This is a genomic window from Microbacterium hibisci, assembly GCF_015278255.1.
Classification (GTDB): Bacteria; Actinomycetota; Actinomycetes; order Actinomycetales; family Microbacteriaceae; genus Microbacterium; species Microbacterium hibisci.
The window spans coordinates 75190-92806 of sequence record NZ_JADIJC010000007.1 but is presented as its reverse complement, the minus strand read 5'-3'; the positions used below and the strand labels follow the sequence as shown (position 1 = coordinate 92806).

General features: G+C 71.7%; 16 protein-coding genes. 2 read left to right on the top strand and 14 right to left on the bottom strand.

The genetic code is table 11. The features are described from left to right. Positions 1-83: 83 nt before the first annotated feature. From IM770_RS13775 to IM770_RS13765, 3 genes are all read right to left on the bottom strand, one after another. The gene (locus IM770_RS13775; protein ID WP_203581728.1) at positions 84-1748 is read right to left on the bottom strand and encodes a S8 family peptidase; all 1665 of its coding nucleotides are present in this window, start codon (positions 1746-1748) and stop codon (positions 84-86) included. Positions 1749-1822: 74 nt separating this feature from the next. Then, positions 1823-2290 carry a hypothetical protein gene (locus IM770_RS13770; RefSeq protein WP_203581727.1) on the bottom strand — a complete coding sequence of 156 codons (468 nt, stop codon included), beginning with the start codon at positions 2288-2290 and terminating at the stop codon, positions 1823-1825. Beyond that, on the bottom strand, positions 2280-2897 hold the full coding sequence (locus tag IM770_RS13765; RefSeq protein ID WP_203581726.1) for an RNA polymerase sigma factor: 618 nt from the start codon (positions 2895-2897) through the stop codon (positions 2280-2282). The genes IM770_RS13770 and IM770_RS13765 overlap by 11 nt, the downstream gene beginning before the upstream one ends. Before the next feature lie 126 nt (positions 2898-3023). On the opposite strand from IM770_RS13765, the gene IM770_RS13760 reads away from it, so the two are divergent. Then, the gene (locus IM770_RS13760; RefSeq protein ID WP_203581725.1) at positions 3024-3764 is read left to right on the top strand and encodes a glutamine amidotransferase-related protein; all 741 of its coding nucleotides are present in this window, start codon (positions 3024-3026) and stop codon (positions 3762-3764) included. Between the two features lie 64 nt (positions 3765-3828). On the opposite strand, the gene IM770_RS13755 is transcribed toward IM770_RS13760, so the two are convergent. The 5 genes from IM770_RS13755 to IM770_RS13735 all read right to left on the bottom strand — a co-directional run bounded on the left by IM770_RS13755 (position 3829) and on the right by IM770_RS13735 (position 8902). Then, a complete protein-coding gene (locus IM770_RS13755) occupies positions 3829-4629 on the bottom strand; it encodes a TspO-related membrane protein (protein WP_203581724.1) in 801 nt (266 codons plus the stop codon). Positions 4630-4711: 82 nt separating this feature from the next. Continuing rightward, positions 4712-5197 (bottom strand): glutaminase, encoded by a 486-nt coding sequence (locus IM770_RS13750; protein ID WP_203581723.1) that lies wholly within the window; start codon positions 5195-5197, stop codon positions 4712-4714. Further along, entirely contained in the window at positions 5194-6396 is a 1203-nt protein-coding gene (locus IM770_RS13745; protein ID WP_203581722.1) for a cation:proton antiporter, read from the bottom strand. The genes IM770_RS13750 and IM770_RS13745 overlap by 4 nt, the downstream gene beginning before the upstream one ends. A 23-nt stretch (positions 6397-6419) precedes the next feature. Further along, positions 6420-7619 carry an alpha/beta fold hydrolase gene (locus IM770_RS13740; protein WP_203581721.1) on the bottom strand — a complete coding sequence of 400 codons (1200 nt, stop codon included), beginning with the start codon at positions 7617-7619 and terminating at the stop codon, positions 6420-6422. A 122-nt stretch (positions 7620-7741) separates the two neighbouring features. Further along, positions 7742-8902: an ABC transporter permease gene (locus IM770_RS13735; protein ID WP_203581720.1), complete on the bottom strand. Its 1161-nt coding sequence runs from the start codon at positions 8900-8902 to the stop codon at positions 7742-7744. 65 nt (positions 8903-8967) lie between these two features. Between IM770_RS13735 and IM770_RS13730 the strand changes: the two genes are divergently transcribed. Beyond that, positions 8968-9558 (top strand): TetR/AcrR family transcriptional regulator, encoded by a 591-nt coding sequence (locus IM770_RS13730; RefSeq protein WP_203581719.1) that lies wholly within the window; start codon positions 8968-8970, stop codon positions 9556-9558. 264 nt (positions 9559-9822) lie between these two features. On the opposite strand, the gene IM770_RS13725 is transcribed toward IM770_RS13730, so the two are convergent. The 6 genes from IM770_RS13725 to xylA all read right to left on the bottom strand — a co-directional run bounded on the left by IM770_RS13725 (position 9823) and on the right by xylA (position 17485). After that, positions 9823-10623 carry a GTP pyrophosphokinase gene (locus IM770_RS13725; RefSeq protein ID WP_239066231.1) on the bottom strand — a complete coding sequence of 267 codons (801 nt, stop codon included), beginning with the start codon at positions 10621-10623 and terminating at the stop codon, positions 9823-9825. 197 nt (positions 10624-10820) lie between these two features. Further along, the gene (locus IM770_RS13720) at positions 10821-11666 is read right to left on the bottom strand and encodes a transposase (protein ID WP_203581718.1); all 846 of its coding nucleotides are present in this window, start codon (positions 11664-11666) and stop codon (positions 10821-10823) included. Between the two features lie 171 nt (positions 11667-11837). Beyond that, positions 11838-12959, bottom strand: a complete 1122-nt coding sequence (locus IM770_RS13715) for a class I SAM-dependent methyltransferase (RefSeq protein ID WP_203581717.1) — start codon at positions 12957-12959, stop codon at positions 11838-11840. A 151-nt stretch (positions 12960-13110) separates the two neighbouring features. Further along, positions 13111-14739, bottom strand: coding sequence for a LuxR family transcriptional regulator (locus IM770_RS13710; RefSeq protein WP_203581716.1), 1629 nt, complete (start codon positions 14737-14739; stop codon positions 13111-13113). A gap of 101 nt (positions 14740-14840) precedes the next feature. After that, positions 14841-16166, bottom strand: a complete 1326-nt coding sequence (xylB, locus tag IM770_RS13705; RefSeq protein ID WP_203581715.1) for a xylulokinase — start codon at positions 16164-16166, stop codon at positions 14841-14843. Positions 16167-16276: 110 nt separating this feature from the next. Continuing rightward, complete coding sequence (gene xylA, locus IM770_RS13700; RefSeq protein ID WP_203581714.1) at positions 16277-17485, bottom strand: xylose isomerase; 1209 nt, start codon at positions 17483-17485, stop codon at positions 16277-16279. Between the last annotated feature and the right edge of the window lie 132 nt (positions 17486-17617).

The following is a 17617-nucleotide window of genomic DNA, read 5'->3' as shown; positions in this document are numbered from 1 at the left end:
AACCGCTGCGGCGTGCAAAGACCGGGCCGAGCGCACCACCCGTCCATCATGGCGCGTGCGACCGCGACACGGCCACGACTGCGTCAGCCGGCGTCGGTCGGGCCTCTCAGGGCCAGGTCGGCGATCACGCCGCTCTCGGCGTCCTGGAGCAGCGCCACCCGGTCGTCGGTGCTCGTGAGGGAGCCGTTCATAAGAGGCTCGGCAAGCCGTCGTGCCAACATGCCGGCCACGTACGGCGCCGCGAACGAGGTGCCGCTCCAGATGGCGAACCCGCCGGTGAAGTCATCGGGATCGATCGTCTCCCGACGCTTCCCGTAGCGATCGTCCCGCGATCCGGCCTGGGTCCCACCGTCGAACGGCGGATGAGCGCTCACGATGGCCGCCCCGGGCGCGAAGGTGCTGACCCAGGGACCCATGTTGCTGAAGAGTGCCATCGTGCCGTTGGGGTTCAGAGCGCCGACCGCGATGTGCGGCGCTGCGTCATCTGGATCGTCGACCACGAACTCCGCGTCAGGCCAGCCCCACAGCGCGGCGGGGAACGCCGGACGGTCGGTGGCATCGTTCCCGGCGGAACAGACGATCGCGCATCCCCGACGGCGGGCGACGACGAGGAAGTCGTTCAGCGTGCGGTCGAAGAGGCCGTCTTCCGGAGTCTCGTGGTAGTAGCCGAGCGAGATGTTGATCACATCGACCGTCCCCCCGCCGTTGTCGGGCCCCAGCACGACCCACTTCACAAGGGAGCGCACCGCGACCATGAACTCGCCTTCGAGCACGGTTCCCTGGCTGTCCGCGACGCGCACCGACAGAATGTCGGCCTCGGGACAGACCTGCCGTACGACGCCGGCGATGAACGTGCCGTGACCGGCCGAGTCGTCGAGCACCCCGTCATACGCCCCGGCGATGTCGCCGAGCACCTCCGGGTCGGCGACCGATGCGTCGATGCCGATGGTGGTGGTCCCCTCCACTTGGGGGTAACGGGTCACGATCTCGTCCGGCAGCCAGGGGTGCACACCACAGCCGGTGTCGACGATGGCCACGACCGGTCGGCGGCCCCCGGCCGTCAGAGGCAGGCTCCGCAGCGGATCAGAGCCGATGTAATTCACCACCTGCCGCCCGCCGCTGCCCGGCACCAGGTAGCTCTCCGAGCCGGGTGCGTTGATCACGCCGAAGGGGTTCGTCTTGCCCCCAACCGGATTCGTCTTTCCCCCGACCGGATTCGTCTTCCCGCCCACGGGATTCGTCTTCCCGCCGACCGGATCGATCGACAGCACGTGATCGAGCGAGATGCCCTCCAACGCCGCGCTGTCGCTGTCGGACCGAGCGCGGGCGCGGGCTCGCTGCAGCAGTCGCCAGGCATCGATCGGGGGCACCGGCTGTGCGCGCGCCGGGTCAGGATCGGGGAGGATGCCGACGCGGTAGATCGTGGGCAGTTCGTACTCGGCCAGGGCGCGTTCCGCGCGCTCCAGCGCAGGAGCCACGTCGGTCGGCTGACCGTCGATCGTCTCGAGCCGCACGGTCCACCCGAAGTCGCGGGCGGCGGCGACCAGTGCCGCCAGGGCGTCGTCGATCGAACCCAGCCGGGTGATGAGCAGGTGGTCGGCGGCGTAGGCGGTCGGGTACGCCGTGATCCCGTCGACAGGCTCACTCGTCGGATCCAGCGGCACGCCCCGAGCGCGCGCCGCTTCGTATCGATCGCGCCAGGTCGTCGATCGCCGGGGGGCACCACCGGCGGGCGGCACATTCGTCATGTCTTCTCCTCACACATGCGGAATCCGCGGCCCCCAGGCCGCGGCATCCCGATCGGTACTACTCGAACTGCTTGTCAGACTTCGAACTGCGGGGTCTGGAAGTCGCGCATCGCGCCGTCGGCGTCGCGCACGACCAGACGAAGCCGCGCCACCCCTGGCGTGACCTCCTCGAAAGCGAAGCGTCCGTGCTCGCCCGGCTCGGCCGACCATTCACGGTCGCCCTGGATGAGCCGGATGGCCAGGGCCTCGGCATCCATCCACCCGTCCACACGCCGGCCGCCGTCCTCGGTGGCCGTCACGTGGAGCAGCACCGTGGTCGTGCCGTCGCTGAACTGCAGGGTCGCCGTGTCGGCTTCGCCGCGAACCGCGGCGAGCGTTCCCTCGACGAGTGTCAGCAACGCGTATTCGCGCGACAGATCCTCGACGGCGACCGCGGCGACCATGCGGTCGACCAGTTCGGCCGGCACGGGATCCACGTCCTCCCACATGCGGCGCATGCGAGCGAAAAGTGCGGCATCGGCCGCGAAGTCCTCAGTTCCCATCGTCGTCACCTCTCCACCCGTCTCCCTCGAGAACGGCGCGCAGCTTGGCGAGACAGCGCTGGCGGGTCGGTCCGATCGATCCGATGGGCATCGCCAGGTCTTCGGCGATGCGGGCATAATCGGGGCGGTCCTCGAACGCGACGATCCGCAGCAGGCGCTGGCATCGGTCGTTGAGCGTGGCCACCGCGGTCCACAGGCGACGGTTCTCGTCGTCGTGCGCGGCGGTCTGCTCGGCGGATTCGTGGACCGGAAGGTGCGGTTCGAGCGACTCGGCCTCGGTCGCATCGGCGCGCCGATGCTGCTTGCCGACCCGCCACGCCTCACGGCGTGCGCACATCGTGAGCCATCCCGACACCGCGAGCGGGTCGTTGATGCTCTCATGACGGCGTACGAGCGTCAGCCACGTCGTCTGCACGACGTCCTGTGCGAGCGCAGGATCGAGCCCGTATGCCCGGACGACGTGCCACAGCGGCGGCGTCATCAGACGGACGAGTTCATCCATCGCACGGCTGTCGCCTTCGCGCCACCGCACGAACAGTGCGGCGGCACGCTCCCATCGCGCCGGCTCAACGGAGTCGACGGAGGCCTCGGCGCCCGCATGCGTCATAGCGCCCATTCTGTCCACACCATGCCCGAGCGCGGTAGTGCCATGTCTGATACATCGGAACGCTGGAGAATTCCGCCCGGTTTCGGCCGCCTCGCGGGTGCCCGAGCCGACACCTAGACTGCCTCCATGACGACCGCGCCGCTGCTCTATGTCTGCGTGCGCCCGCAGCAGGGCGCCGCCGCCGCGGAGTACGAGTCGTTCCGCACGGCCATGCGGCTCGATGAGCGCGACCTCGCTCGCCACGACCTGGTGCGCGAGCCGCTCCCGCCCGACGCGTTCGAGCGGTACGCGGGTTTTCTGGTGGGCGGCAGCCCCTTCAACGTCACCGATCCCGAGTCGACGAAGACCGACGCCCAGCGGCGCCTCGAAGGCGACCTGGCCCGCATCGCGGAGCGCACGGCGACGGGCGACGGACCGGCGGCGCTCTTCACCTGCTACGGCATCGGCATCGCCACGCGCACGCTCGGAGGCACGGTCAGCCGCGCCTTTCCGGAGGACACCGGTCCGGTCGCCGTCGAGCTGACCCCCCAGGCCGCTGCCGACCCGCTGTTCGGCGGACTCGCCGACCGGTTCACCGCGCTCACCGCGCACAAGGAGGGCACCGGCGAACTGCCGTCCGGTGCGGTCCTGCTGGCTCGGAACGACGGATGCCCTGTCCAGGCCTACCGCGTGGGCGACCGGCTGTACGCGACCCAGTTCCACCCCGAGCCGACCACCACCGCGTTCACCGAGCGCATGGCCGTGTACCGCGACGACGGCTACTTCGACTCGGCGGACTACGACGCCATCGCCGGACGCGTGCTCGCGGCATCCGTCACCGAACCGGCGCGTCTGCTGAGAGCCTTCGCCTCCCGCTTCGCGATCTGAGACCGCCGGGCGCCGCCGGAGCCAGCCCGCTTCGCGGCCTGAGAACGCCGGGCGCGGCCGGAGCTCAGGCCTCGGCGTTGCGCATCGCCGAGAGCTCGCGGAAGATCGTGCCGATCACGGCCACCCCGAGAAGCAGGGCCGCGACCACGAGGGCGGTGATGCCGATCGCCGCGCTGGGCGGCTCGCCGGTGAGGCGCGCGACCGCGAGCCACGAGAGACCCCAGGCGAGCGCGAGGCCGGGCGCGAGCCGCCAGCGGCTCGCGGCCTCGATCCCCAGACCGATGATCGCGACGAGGATCAGCACGATCACGCCCCAGAGATCGGCGGCGTCCGCCCACTCGTGCGGGCCGATCGCGGTCAGCCACGCCGTGATGTTGGCGACCGTAGCCAGCGTCACCCAGCCCAGGTGCAGCCCGGTCACCCCGTCGACGAGCAGCCGGTCGACCCAGCCGTCGGCGGGTTCGATCACGGTGCGGTGGAACGTCACGCCGAGGAGCGCGAGCAGAACGATGATCGCGAGCACCGTGAGCGCCAGCGATCCGAATTGAGCCGTCACGAGCCAGAGCCCGTTGAATGCCATCGTTCCCGCGATCAGCCAGCCCAGGGCCCGCTGACGCTCACTCGCGCGCTGCCGGGGCAGCGCCTGCCAGACCGTGTAGGCGAACAGGCCGACGTAGATCGCCGTCCAGATCGAGAACGCCGGGCTCGCGGGGGCGAGGTACGAGCCGTCCTCGTCCAGCGCGCCGTCCTGCAGATCCTGCACGGGGGTGCCCCCGAGCAGACCGGTGCCGACCATGGCGGCGATGATCATGAAGCAGAACGCGCTGATGACGACGATCTGCCGGGCGAGGTCTCTGGCGGCCATGCTCACACGCTAGAGGTGCACCCCCCGGTGCGGGATGTCATTGACACGCTGGTCGCGGCCGGATATCGGGGTGGCGCCGCCCTCACGCCCCCGCCGGCGGATGCCGCAGCAGCTCGACCCGCTCGGCCAGGTAGGTCTCGAGAGGCATGAGGCCTCCGGCGGCGCTCCAGCGCACGGCAGGAACGCCGCCGAGAAGTGCGAGGGGAGCGGATGCCTCACCCCGGTCGATCGCCGCGGGATCCAGCATCCGCCATCCGAGGTGGACCACCTCCCCCTCGCCGAACCCGCCGCGGCGCGCGGCCGCAGCCAGCTCGGCACGCTGGCGCTGCGACTCGGCCGTGTAGCCGCGGCGGGCCTCCTGACGGGCGCGCAGGATGTCGCCGGTGGCGAGGACTTCGTCCTCGGTGAGCAGCAGCACTCCGAGGTGCCAGGCCGTGCCGCGGCGCTCGACCCGAGGAGCCCGCGCCAGACCCAGGAAGCGTTTGGGGACGACGAGTTCGCCGAGCGCCTCGCGGGGCGTACCGGCGAGCCGCGAACGCGCGGCGTCGAGAAGCTCGAAGGCGCTCACGCCATGTCGTCCTGCAGGGAGGGGTTGGCGCGCAGCCGCTCGCCGCGCAGCGCCATGCCCACGAGCGGGAAGACCAGCACCGACAGCATGCCGCCCGCGACGAGCACGCTCTGCTGGGTCGTGTCGAGGATCTTCTCGTCCACGCCGATCTGCGTCACGGCCACGATGATCGGCAACCCGGTCGCGCCGAGGAGGGCGATCGACAGGCGCTCGCGGCGCGAGGACCCCTCGGGCGCTGCGAGCGTCGACGGGAGCCCGCGCACGACGAACAGCGCGACGAGGACGATGGGCACGAGCCAGAAGAGGACCGGATCGTCCAGCAGCGCCTGCAGGTCGAAGGTGATGCCGGTGTAGATGAAGAAGATCGGCACGAGGAACCCGAAGGCGACGCCCTCGATCTTGCTCTCGACGGCGTGCCGGTCGTGCTCGGTCGCGTCGCGCATGAGCAGGCGCCAGATGATGCCGGCGGTGAAGGCGCCGAGAAGCATGTCGAGGTCGAGCAGGACGCTCAGCGCGACGAGGGCGGCGAGGATGACGAACACGACGCGGATCGCGAACTGCCCCGACGTGTGCAGCGTCGAGTTGACGAAGGAGTGCATGGCGCCGCGAGGCATGCGGAAGGCGAGCCAGAGCGCGACCCCCGCGAAGGCGGCGAAGAGCCCGAGCACGATGGTGGACAGGCCCGGCTCGCGGCCGCCGAGGAAGATCGAGATCGCGATGAGCGGGCCGAACTCCCCGATGGCGCCGATCGCCGCGACCGCCTTGCCGAACGGCGTGGGCAGTTCGCCCGCGTCCCGCAGGATCGGCAGGAGCGTGCCGAGCGCCGTGGAGCACAGCGCGACCCCGATGACGATCGCGGCCTCGCCCGGTGCGAGCAGCCAGCCCGCCAGGATGCCGGCGGCGAGACTGATGAGCCAGCCTAAGGAGGCCCGGCGCCCGAGCCGACCGCGGAACGACCCGAACTCGATCTCGGTGCCCGCGACGAAGAACAGCATCGCGAGGCCGAAGTTCGACAACGTGTCGAGGAACGCGTCCGGCGCCACCCAGCCGAGGACCGCCGGGCCGATCAGAATGCCGAGCACGAGCTCGAACACGACCACCGGCACGCGCACCCAGTGCCCGAGGCCCCGCGCCAGCAGCGGCGCGAGCACCGCCATCAGCGGGATCAGGACGAGCGTCGCCGGCGTGAGACCTTCCACGCGAACAGACTAGCCAGGCGACGTCAGCCCGCCGAGACTCCGTCGAGCCAGCGCAGCATCGCCGGCAGGGCCAGGTAGGCCACGGTGCCGTGGTCGGCGAACGGGATCTCGTGATACGTGACGTCGATGCCGAGCTCGGCCTCGTGCTGCGCGAACTCGGCGGTGTCGTGCGGCACCACGAGCTCGTCGTCGAGACCCTGGGCCAGGAACAGCGGCGCGTCGAACGCGGTGGCCCCCGCGGAGTTCTCGGCGAACAGCGTCGCCCACGGTTCGGTCGTGGTCGGGTCGCTCGTGGTGAAGTCGCCGACCAGCGGCCGTCCGATCTCGTGCAGCTCGGAGATGTGCGAGAGCAGGCACAGCTCGTTCATGCGCGGGACGATCTCGAGCGCTGCCGGCGTGAGGATGCCGTCGAGGGTTGCCTGGGGGTAGACCTCCGCGTACGAGGTGAAGGCGTACGAGCCGATCGTCACCCCTGAGATGTCGTCGAGATGCGCGCTCATGAGACCCGGCAGGTCGGCCGCGGGCGCCGCGGCGGCCACCGCCTGTACCGACAGCTCGGGAGCGTAGTCGGCCGCCTGCTGCGCGGCGAAGAGCACGGCCTGCCCGCCCTGGGAGTGCCCCCAGAGCACGACTCGCTCGCTCGCCCGGGCCTCGTCTACCGCGCGGGCGGCGCGCACGGCGTCGAGCACGGCGTTGCCTCCGGTGACGCCCACGAGGTACGAGTCGGCGCCGCCTGTGCCCATCCCGACGTAGTCGGTCGCCACGACGGCGTAGCCGCGGTCGAGCAGGAACCGCAGGCCCTCGATGCCGAGGAACGGGTCGAACCCGTACGAGGGGGCGCAGTCCCGCGCGGCGCCCGTCGTCGGATGCCCCCACGACACGACGGTTCGGCCGCGCGACGGCGCCGGCGTCAGCGGCACGACCAGCCCGCCGGTCGCCACGGCGGGGTCGCCGTGCACGTCGGTGGTCCGGTACATGATCCGCCACGCCCGCGCCGCGAACGGTGCGCCGATAAGCGCGTCGGTCTTCACGATCGAGCCGGGCTCCCCCTCGGTCGCATCCTCCGGCTGCGCGTAGAACGCGTCGATGCCCGGGCGCTCGAGCGCGTCGCCGACGAACCTCACCTCCTCGGCGGCGACCACGCCGCCCGCGACGGCGAGCGTCGCCGCCACGAAGGCGATGACGAAGCGGTGGCGGCGCGCGCGGCGCGTCGAAGACCCCATCGGTGGACCGTACCGCGTCGGGCAGCCCCCGCGCGCGGCGCGCGGCACTCGGAAGCGCGAGAGGGCGGGTCTCCGCCGGCACGCATGCGGAGGCCCGCCCTCTCGCGGGTCCAGAGGCCTGGTCAGGCCAGTGCGGGCTCGCGCTCGGACGCGCCCTCCGGGTCGGGTTCCAGCTGACGGCCCGGAGGCGTGAGCTCCGCGCGCGTGCGGTGGTGGCCGATCAGCGCCAGGATCACGCCGCCGACGAGCCACGCTCCGAGGATGGTCCACTGCAGCCAGGTCGAGGCATCCGGGAAGTACATCACCGACCGCAGCAGATTCGCCGACGCACCCGGCACGAAGAACTGGCCGATCGCGCCCCACGGCTCGGGGAGGAACTGCGGCGGCAGGGCCGCGCCGGCGATCGGGTTGGCGATGAACATGGTGATGACGGCGCCGAGGGCGATGCCGGGAGGGCCCATCAGCGCCGCGAGTCCGATGATGAGTCCGGACGTCGCCATGACGCCGAGGCCCAGCACCGCCGCATTGAGCAGCCAGTCGCCCGAGAGGATTCCGAACCAGGTCTGCATCACCAGCGCGATGAGCGCGCCCGCCGCGACGCCGAACGCGAGCAGGCCGACGAGGCGACGCACGACGCCCTGCACGAGCAGGGTCAGCAGGATGCCCCCGAGCATTCCGCCGAGAACCATCGGGAAGACGGATGCCGCGAGCCCCGCGCCCGTGCTGTCGCCGTCGGCCAGCGGCACGACGTCGGTGACGGTCACGGTCGGGATCTCGCCAGGCGCGCCGGCCGCTCCTTCCGGGAGCTGCGGGCGCTGGCCGGCCTGCAGCGCGCCGACGATGGCCGTCAGCTGCTCGGTGAGCGCCTTCTTGGCGGCGGTGTCGATCTGCGTCTGGAGCTGGGTCGCGACGCCGCGCAGCGCCTGGGCGGCGGCGGGGCTCGCGGCCGATGCGATGAGCACCTCCGGCTCATCGCCGAGGAGGATCGCGCCGTACAGCTCACGCGACTCGATCTGCGCCACGGCGTCGTCGCGGGAGCCGACCTCGCTCAGGTCGAACGGTGCGGGATCCTGTTCGGCGAGCTTGTCTTCGACCAGGGTCACCGCGTCTTCGGGCCCCGAGATGCCGACGGGCAGGTTCTGGGGCTGAGAGGTGGCGGCGGGCCACACGAAGGCCATCACGACGACCGCGACCAGCAGCGAGCCGATGAGGCCGAGACCCGCGGCGACGGTCCAGCGGGTGGGACGCACCGGGATGTCCGGCGCAGCGCGATGAACGGACATCGCAGCCTCCTTAAAGAGAATGGTGATTCTGTTTGCGACAATAACAGAATAGGTATTCTGTTTCCATGCCCAAGGTGTCGGAGGAGTATCGCGAGGCCCGCCGCGACGAGATCGCCCGCGCAGCACTGCGCTGCCTCCAGCGCAACGGCGTCCGCGACACCTCGATCGCCGACATCGTGGTGGAGTCGGGCCTGTCGACGGGGGCGATCTACTCGCACTTCTCCAACAAGGCCGAGCTCGCGCGCTACATCGTCGGGCGGTTCCTGTTCCCGAGGATCGACGCCCTCGAGGCCGTCGGCCGGCGCGGCGGGATCCTGACGCCCCGCCAGGCGCTGCACGGCATGCTGTCGGTCTTCGGCGAGGTCGGGCTGTCGCCGTCACTCGTCCTCCAGTTCTGGGGCGAGGCGATGGTCGAGCCCGGCCTCCACGAAGAGATGCTCCGCACCGCCGGGCGGCTCCGCGAGGCCCTCGCGCGCGCGATCGAGCCCTGGGCGCGCGGGCGAGCGGAGGACGGGACGGATGCCGCGACCCTCGCGGCCGACACCGCGCGGTCGATCGCGGCACTCGCCCAGGGGTACGTCGCGAACACCGCGGTGTTCGGCCCCCGCTCGGTGGATGATTACGTCGCGGGCGCGAGCGCCGTGCTGTCCAGCTGATCGTCGGAGATCCGCAACGCGTTTCGTCTGCGCGCGCCAGAGCGCGCTCCGCTCAACGACCGGGGCAGAGCCGATGCCCCGCGAGCCCCCGGCCGTTGAGCGAGCGAGGAACGAGCGAGACGAAACGCCCCGCGAGCCCCCGGCCGTTGAGCGAGCGAGGAACGAGCGAGACGAAACGCCCCGCGAGCCCCCGGCCGTTGAGCGAGCGAGGAACGAGCGAGACGAAACGCCCCGCACGCGGCGCGGAAGGGTCGGTCGCCGACGCTAGACCGGCCGCGCCTCGGGGTTGTCGCGGCGGGCGGTCGCGGCATCCGTCCCCGTCGCCGCCGTGATCTCGCGGATCGGCGCCGGCGGACGCTCGGCGCCGCGGACGATGCGCCCCGCTCCGTGCGAGCGGATCTCACTGTGCAGGCGCTCCATGCGGGCGTCGAGCTCGGCGGCGGTGTCGGCGGCGTCCTTGAGGCTCTCGAGCAGCTCGTCGGGCACCTGGGTGGCGTACTTGTAGTAGATCTTGTGCTCGAGGCTGGCCCAGAAGTCCATCGCGATCGTGCGGAACTGCACCTCGACGGGCACCTCGATGCGGCCGGTCGACAGGAACACCGGCACCTCGAGGATCGCGTGCAGGCTCTTGTAGCCGTTCGCCTTCGGCGCCGCGATGTAGTCCTTGACCTGGAGCAGGCGCACGTCGTCCTGCGCGGTCAGCAGGTCGAACAGGCGGTAGACGTCGGCGGTGAAGCTGCACGTGATGCGGATGCCGGCAATGTCGGTGATGCTCTGCCGGATCGAGGCGAAGTCCCCCTCGATGCCCTTGCGCTGCACCTTCTCTACCAGGCTGTCGGGCGACTTCACGCGGCTGGAGACGTGCTCGATGGGGTTGTAGTCGTGCGTCAGCAGGAACTCGTCGCGCAGGATGCCGATCTTCGTCTCGACCTCCTGCAGGCCGAAGCGGTACTCCATCATGAACCGCTGCAGTTCGTCGCGAAGCTCGCGGAGCTCGGTCGGCGAGACGGTGATCTCCCCTTCATCTGTCGCCGTCGATGGCACCAGCGGTGCAGGAGTCGCCATGCGATTCACGCTATGGTCCCGGCCTACGAGAGTCCTGAGAGAAGCGGATGCCGCACGCGGCGCCGCGTACCCGCCCCGTCGACAACGCGGTTGCCCGCCCCGTCGACAACGCGGTTGCTCGTCGAGCGACCACGCTGTCGGCGCCGGCGACGAGGTCGCTCGACGAGACCGCGGCCTCTGGACGCAGCCGTGGGCGGTCAGAGGTCGTCGAGCGCGCGCTGCGCGCGCTCGGACTCCTTCGCGGCGTCCTTCGCCTTCGCCGCCGCATCGGCGCGCTCGCGCTCGACGTCGTCGAGCTTGCCGGCGGCCGCCTGCTCGTCGGCCTCGAGGGCCGCGAGGTCGCGGCGGAGGTCGTCGATCCGCTCGCGCACGTGGTCCACACGCTCCTGGGCCTTCGCCCGGCGCGCATCCACGCGGGCGAGCTCGCGCTCGGCCTCGTTGGCGAGGCGCTCCGCCTCGCGCGCGGCCTTCTCTGCGGCCCTGCGCGCGCGACGGTCGGCGAGGTCGTCCCGCGGCGGCGGCGCGACGACGCCCGGCAGCGATCCGCCCACCGCATCGGCCAGCGCGGCCGGATCGATGTCGCCTGCTTCCAGCGACGTGACAAGGCGGCCGGTGAGGACGGCCGCGGCTGCTGCGGCATCCATCACCGCGGCATTGATCGTCTTCTCGACGTCGTCGCGCGCGGCGGCGCTGAGGCTGCCGCCCGCCTCCTCCGCGAGGCCGACCGCCTGCTTGGCGAGAGCCGCCACGAGCTGGCGGCGCTGGCGGCTCAAGCGCGACAGCTCGGCCGCGTCGAGGTCGTCCTGCGCCTCGCGCAGGGCCGCCGACAGCTCGACGGCGTCAGCGAGCTGGCCGTCCCGCGCGAGCAGGTTGACCGCCCAGGCCGACACGGTGGGCTTGCGCAGGGCCTTGACCCGCTTGCCCACCGCGGGTGCGGCCAGTCCCGCCCGTGCGTTGCGCGCCGCCGTGAACTCCGCCGGAGGCAGGGCATACAGCTCGGACGCGATCGCGTCGAGGTCCTCGTCTGCGTCGGCCTGCGGCATCCGTCCATTCTTGCCGCCGGGAGGCGCGGAGGCATAGCTCCCCGCACACCCCGCCGAACCCACACCCCCGCCGCGAACCCGCATCTCCGCGGATGCGGCAAGATGTGGGCTCGCCGAGGTGGTGTGGGTTGGGCGTGGGCGGAGGCAGGGGAAGAGATGCGGGGCCGCCGCTCAGAGGATCTCGTAGAAGCGCCAGAGGCCGAACTCGGGGACGAGCACGCGGATGTCGCTCCAGCCGGCTTCGCGTGCGTAGCCGCGAAGGGTCGAAGGACGCATCACCGTGCCGGTGCCGGCGCTCGGTCGGTGCGACCGTCCGTCGGGCAGGCACACGAACAGGCTGAACCCGTAGAGCAGACGCTCGAGCTCGGAGGCGTTCGCCGCGAAGCGCTCCTCGGTCGCCTCGTCCATGATCACGACCATCCCGTCTTCGGCCACCGCCGCACGCGCAGCCGACAGCACGTCGACGGGATGCGGCATGTCGTGGAGGCACTCGAACGCGAAGACGGCGTCGAACCGACCGTGCTCCGCGACGAGGGCGGCGTCGCACAGCAGGAATTCGACGCGATCGGCCACGCCCGCCTCGAGGGCGTTGCGGCGCGCCATCTCGACCGACGCCTCGTCGACGTCGAAGCCGACCACCGTGAGCTGCGGGTGCGCCCGAGCGAGCGCGATCGACGACCATCCGCCTCCGGCACCGAGGTCTGCGATGCGGGCACCGGGCCGGCACAGGATGCCGTCGAGGCGATCGATGCCGGCGAAGACCGCCGGCAGCTGCTCTAACCAGGGTCGGTTCATGTCCGCCTGGGCTTCGCGGGCGTGTACGCCGAGCTGCTCCCAGCTCACGCCGCCACCGGAGCGGTAGGCATCGAGCAGGGCGTCGAGCTGGCCGGAGGCGGCCGCCGCCATGCGGGCGAGCGGCTCGAGGTAGGAGAGGCTGCCGCGGTCGAGCAGCACCTCGGCGACTCCCGGGGCGAGGCGGAAGCGCCGCTCTGCCGCGGCGGCTTCCGCGTCGTCTACATCGAGGATGCCGCTCGCAGCCTGCTGCTCGAGCCATTCCCGGGCGTAGCGCGCATCCGAGTCGGTGCGGTGGGCGAGCTGGTCGGCGGTAAGGCCTTCGGCCTTCGCCAATTCGGCGTACCACCCGAGCTGCGAGCCGAGGTGGACGGCCATCAGGTCGAACCAGCCGAGCGTGGCGTGCGTGAGCCTGTCGGCGAACGCGGCGGTCGCCTCCGCCTCGGTGGCGGTGTCGGTGTCGGTCTCGGTGTGGGTGTCGGTGAGCAATGTGGTGGACATCGTGGTCTCCTTCGTGCGGGCGTGTCGGAGTGATGACCACGAAGCTACGGAGCGGGCAGGTCCCCTCGCGTCGGGAGAACCGCGCAATTGCGGCCGCGGCTCTGCATCATTCGATGCAGAGTCCGCGCCGGGGCCGGCAGCGCGTCCGGCGTCAGCGCCCGCGCCGCCCGCCGTGCTCATGCCACCAGGCGGCCGCCGCCGTGCGCGAACCGACGTCGAGCTTCAGGTAGACGTTGGCGAGGTGCCGGCTCACCGTCTTCTCGCTGATGTACAGCTCAGTGGCGATCTGGCGGTTCGACCTGCCGCGCGCCACCAGCGCGACGATCTCGCGCTCGCGCGCGGTCAGCGGACCGCCGCCCGCCACCGCGGCCGACCCTGCGGTCACGATGACAGGGGGCGCGCCGAGGCGCTCGAAGATGGCTGAAGCCTGATCCCGCAGCGACGCGGCGAGGACGACCTCGCCCCGTCCCTCACGGGCGGACGCGAGCCAGCACAGCACGTTCGCCTGCTCCCACGGCTGGCGCACTGCCCGGAAGAGCTCGAGCGCGACCTGCAGCCGAGCGATTGCGGCATCGGTGTCGCCGGAATGGAGAAGCATCATGCCCTGCGCGTGGGCCGCCCACGCCTGGAATCCGTCGCTGCCGAAGGCTTCGGCATCCGTTCGGAGCTCGTCGAGCAGCCGCTCGGCGTCCTCGCGCCGCCCGTTCGCGACCGCGATCTCGATGGCGGGCCGCAGCAGCCGCACCCGAGCCATCCGGTCGCGCTGCGACAGCGACGCCGTGATCATCGCGGCGGCGCGTTCGGCGTCGCCCTCGGCGAGCACGAGCAGCGCCTCGCCGGGAACCGGGTCGACGCCGAGCGCGCGTGCCCGGGCATAGGCGTCCCTCGCCCCGGTGCTGTCGCCGCGCAGTCGGCGGATCTCACCCAACTGATGCCAGCCCTCCCCGGCGACCCACGGGTGGTCGGATGCGAGGTCGTCGCACACGCGCTGCAGCGCCGTCTCCGCGGCATCCCACTCCCCGCCCGCCGACTGCAGCTCGAGCCGATGCACGCGGCAGACACCGGCGTATACGACGTCGTCCCCGCGCGCTGCGCACCACGCCTCTGCCGCGCGCGTCCAGTCGGCCATGCGCCGGAAGTCGGCGAGCTCATGGCACACGTGGATCGTGGTGCACAGCACGTCGCCGGCCCATTCGGCGTCGAGTTCGTCGGACACCACGCACAGCATGGCCTCATCGAGCTGCGCGAATCCCTCGGCGGTGCGACCGCTGCGGATCGCGTTCATGCCGGCCACCACGGCGCTGAGCGCCGACACGGCCGGCGCGCCGAGCGTGTCGGCGAGCTGCCGCATGCGCGCGACGCTGTCGGCCCGCCACATCTCGCCGGTGTCGTCGAGGTCCATGCCGGTCGTCAGGTACACCTCGTACGCGTGGCCGAGGCCGTCCGGCAGGTTCGCGAGGATCCGACGTGCTCGGCGAACCCACGCCGTCCCCAGCGTGAGGTCGCCGCGGGTCAGGCGCACCTGCGCGATGACGAGGGCCGCCTCCGCGGCGCCCATGTCGGCGCCCTCGTCGGTCAGCACTCGGAAGGCCGCCTCGAGGTAGGCGAGGCAGGCCTCCTGGCGGCCCAGCCACCACTCGCACGACGCAAGGGCGCGAAGATCCTCACCGGTGGCAGGCCCGCCGCTCCGGGCTCCCGCGAAGGCCTCCCGGGCGGTCTCCCAGTCACCCGACCGATATGCCGTCCGCGCTCGCTCGAGGGCGGCGGTGGTGTCCGCCATGCGGGAATGGTACCGCCGCGCGCGCGGCACCTGGTGGGTCGCAACGGATCGCGTGGCCGGCAGGTTCCTGCCGTCTCCACCCGCCGGCGGCCAGAAGCGGGTCAGCCGGCGAGGACGGATGCCGCCTGCCGTGCGGCGCCGAGCGCGACGTACTCGCCCGGCTCGGGCACCTCGACGGGGAGGCCCAGCACGAGCGGGGCGATCTCGCGCACGGCCTGCGACTGCGCGCCGCCGCCGACGAGGAGCGCCCGCTCGAGCGGCACGCCGAGGCCGCGCAGGGCTTCGAGCCCCGCGGTGAGACCCGAGAGCATGCCTTCGACGGCCGCGCGCGCGAGGTTCTCGCGGGTGGTCGACGCGAGCGTCATGCCGGTGAGGGAGGCTGTCGCGTCCGGCAGGTTGGGGGTGCGCTCGCCTTCGAAGTACGGCACCAGCGTGAGACCGGCGGCGCCGGGATCGGCGGAGAGAGCGAGGCGCGACAGCTCGGCGTGGTCGACGCCGAGCACGCGGGCGATCGCGTCGAGCACGCGCGCGGCGTTGAGGGTCGCCACCAGCGGGAGGAACCGCCCTGTGCAGTCGGCGAACCCGGCGACCGTGCCGGTGGGGTCGATGGTCCGGTCCTCGCTCACCGCGAAGACCGTGCCGCTCGTGCCGATCGACACCACGACGTCGCCCGGGCCCGCGCCGAGCCCGAGAGCGGCGCCCGCGTTGTCGCCGGCGCCTCCGCCGACGCGGCGGCCCGCGGCATCCGTCACCCACTCCTCCGGCCCCAGCACGCGCGGCAGCACGGCGTCATGGCCGAGCGCGGCGACGAGCAGGTCGCGGTCGTAGCCGTCGGTGGCGGGGTTCCAGTAGCCGGTGCCCGACGCGTCGGACCGGTCGGTGACCAGCTCGTCGAGCACCGGTCCGCGTGGCGACTCCCCCTCCGGGCCGAAGCCGCGCAGGCGCCACGTCAGCCAGTCGTGCGGCAGCGCGACGGCGGCGACGCGCGCGGCGTTGCCGGGTTCGGCATCGCGCAGCCAGCGCAGCTTGGTGATGGTGAAGGATGCCACGGGCACGAGGCCCGTCCGCCGCGCGAGCTCGTCGGCTCCGAAGTCGGCCGTGAGGTCGGCGGCGGCCTGCGCCGAACGAGTGTCGTTCCACAGCAGCGCATCGCGGATCACGCGGCCGTCGGCGTCGAGCGCGACCATGCCGTGCTGCTGCCCGCCGATCGCCCACGCCTCCACCGCCGCCTCGCCCTCGTCGCCGGGCTCGAGCCCGCCGGCGTCGGCGATCGCCGCCTGCAGCGCGGTCCACCACGCCTCGGGATCGACGGAGGTGCCGTCGGGGTGCGACGCACGCCCCTGCCGCACGACCGCGCCGGTGGCGGCATCCGTGATCACGACCTTGCACGACTGCGTCGACGAGTCGACCCCCATCACCAGCGCCATCGCTTCTCCTCCTCGAAGATGACCGCGAGAGTACAGCTGGTCGCCGAGAGGTAGGGAGCTTCCCTACCTCTCGTCCGTCAGCTGTACTCTCGCGGTTCAGAACGGATGTCTCAGCCGCGGGCGCCGAGCAGGTGCTCGGTGGCCAGCTGCTGCAGGCGGACGAAGCCGAAGCCCTTGCCGCCGAGGTACGCGTCGGCGTCGAAGTCCTCGTACGCGGAGCGGTCGGCGAGGAAGTCGTCGTACGACTCGCCCTCGTTCAGGGTGGGGACCGACAGCTCGTCGACTTTGGCGGCCGCGAGCGCCTCCTGCACCTCGGGGTCGGCGCGGAAGGCCGCGGCGCGCTCCTTGAGCAGCAGGTACGTGCGCATGTTCGCGGCGGCCGAGTCCCACACGCCGGTCTCGTCCTCGGTGCGCGAGGGCTTGTAGTCGAAGTGACGCGGGCCGTCGTACGCCGGCACCCCACCGGGGCCGCCGTTCTCGAGCAGGTCGACGAGGGCGAACGCGTTGTGCAGGTCGCCGTGACCGAAGACGAGGTCCTGGTCGTACTTGATGCCGCGCTGGCCGTTGAGGTCGATGTGGAAGAGCTTGCCGTGGTACAGCGCCTGCGCGATGCCGGCGGCGAAGTTGAGGCCCGCCATCTGCTCGTGGCCGACCTCGGGGTTGAGGCCCACGAGCTCGGGGCGCTCGAGCGAGTCGATGAACGCGATCGCGTGGCCGAGCGTCGGGAGGAGGATGTCGCCGCGGGGCTCGTTGGGCTTCGGCTCGATGGCGAAGCGGATGTCGTAGCCCTTGTCGGTCACGTAGTCGCCGAGCAGGTTGACGGCCTCGCGGTAGCGCTCGAGGGCGGCGCGGATGTCCTTGGCCGAGTCGTACTCGGCACCCTCGCGGCCGCCCCACATGACGAACGTCTTCGCGCCGAGCTCGGCGCCGAGGTCGAGCTGGCGGAACACCTTGCGCAGCGCGTAGCGACGCACGTCGCGGTCGTTGGACGTGAACCCGCCGTCCTTGAAGACCGGGGCGGAGAAGAGGTTGGTGGTGACCATCGGCACGATGAGGCCGGTGTCGGCCAGCGCGCCCTTCAGGCGGTCGATCTGCGTCTGACGCTCGGCGTCGCTCGATCCGAACGCGAACAGGTCGTCGTCGTGGAACGTGAGGCCGTAGGCGCCGAGCTCGGCGAGCTTCTCGACCGCGTGCACGACGTCGAGGTGGTTGCGGGTCGGTCCGCCGAAGGGGTCGGTGCCGTTGTAGCCGATGGTCCAGAGACCGAACGAGAACTTGTCGGCGGGGGTCGGGGTCGGTCCCGAGTGCTGCGTGGGCATGACGCTCCTTTGCGAGAAATGTTGCTGAAGACAACCTATACCAGAACGGATGCCTCGTCCAGCGCACGACGACGGGCTCCGGCATCCGTTCCCCACCGCGAACCATCCCTTGACCGACGGCCTCGGGCACCC

Excerpts from the sequence above, each read along its gene's own strand:
- IM770_RS13755 (WP_203581724.1), bottom strand. The coding sequence starts at position 4,629 with ATGGCCGCCAGAGACCTCGCCCGGCAGATCGTCGTCATCAGCGCGTTC.
- IM770_RS13725 (WP_239066231.1), bottom strand. The coding sequence starts at position 10,623 with ATGGCGACTCCTGCACCGCTGGTGCCATCGACGGCGACAGATGAAGGG.
- IM770_RS13775 (WP_203581728.1), bottom strand. The coding sequence starts at position 1,748 with ATGACGAATGTGCCGCCCGCCGGTGGTGCCCCCCGGCGATCGACGACC.
- IM770_RS13760 (WP_203581725.1), top strand. The coding sequence starts at position 3,024 with ATGACGACCGCGCCGCTGCTCTATGTCTGCGTGCGCCCGCAGCAGGGC.
- IM770_RS13710 (WP_203581716.1), bottom strand. The coding sequence starts at position 14,739 with ATGGCGGACACCACCGCCGCCCTCGAGCGAGCGCGGACGGCATATCGG.
- IM770_RS13730 (WP_203581719.1), top strand. The coding sequence starts at position 8,968 with ATGCCCAAGGTGTCGGAGGAGTATCGCGAGGCCCGCCGCGACGAGATC.
- IM770_RS13715 (WP_203581717.1), bottom strand. The coding sequence starts at position 12,959 with ATGTCCACCACATTGCTCACCGACACCCACACCGAGACCGACACCGAC.
- xylA (WP_203581714.1), bottom strand. The coding sequence starts at position 17,485 with ATGCCCACGCAGCACTCGGGACCGACCCCGACCCCCGCCGACAAGTTC.
- IM770_RS13765 (WP_203581726.1), bottom strand. The coding sequence starts at position 2,897 with ATGACGCATGCGGGCGCCGAGGCCTCCGTCGACTCCGTTGAGCCGGCG.
- IM770_RS13720 (WP_203581718.1), bottom strand. The coding sequence starts at position 11,666 with ATGCCGCAGGCCGACGCAGACGAGGACCTCGACGCGATCGCGTCCGAG.
- IM770_RS13770 (WP_203581727.1), bottom strand. The coding sequence starts at position 2,290 with ATGGGAACTGAGGACTTCGCGGCCGATGCCGCACTTTTCGCTCGCATG.
- xylB (WP_203581715.1), bottom strand. The coding sequence starts at position 16,166 with ATGGCGCTGGTGATGGGGGTCGACTCGTCGACGCAGTCGTGCAAGGTC.
- IM770_RS13735 (WP_203581720.1), bottom strand. The coding sequence starts at position 8,902 with ATGTCCGTTCATCGCGCTGCGCCGGACATCCCGGTGCGTCCCACCCGC.
- IM770_RS13740 (WP_203581721.1), bottom strand. The coding sequence starts at position 7,619 with ATGGGGTCTTCGACGCGCCGCGCGCGCCGCCACCGCTTCGTCATCGCC.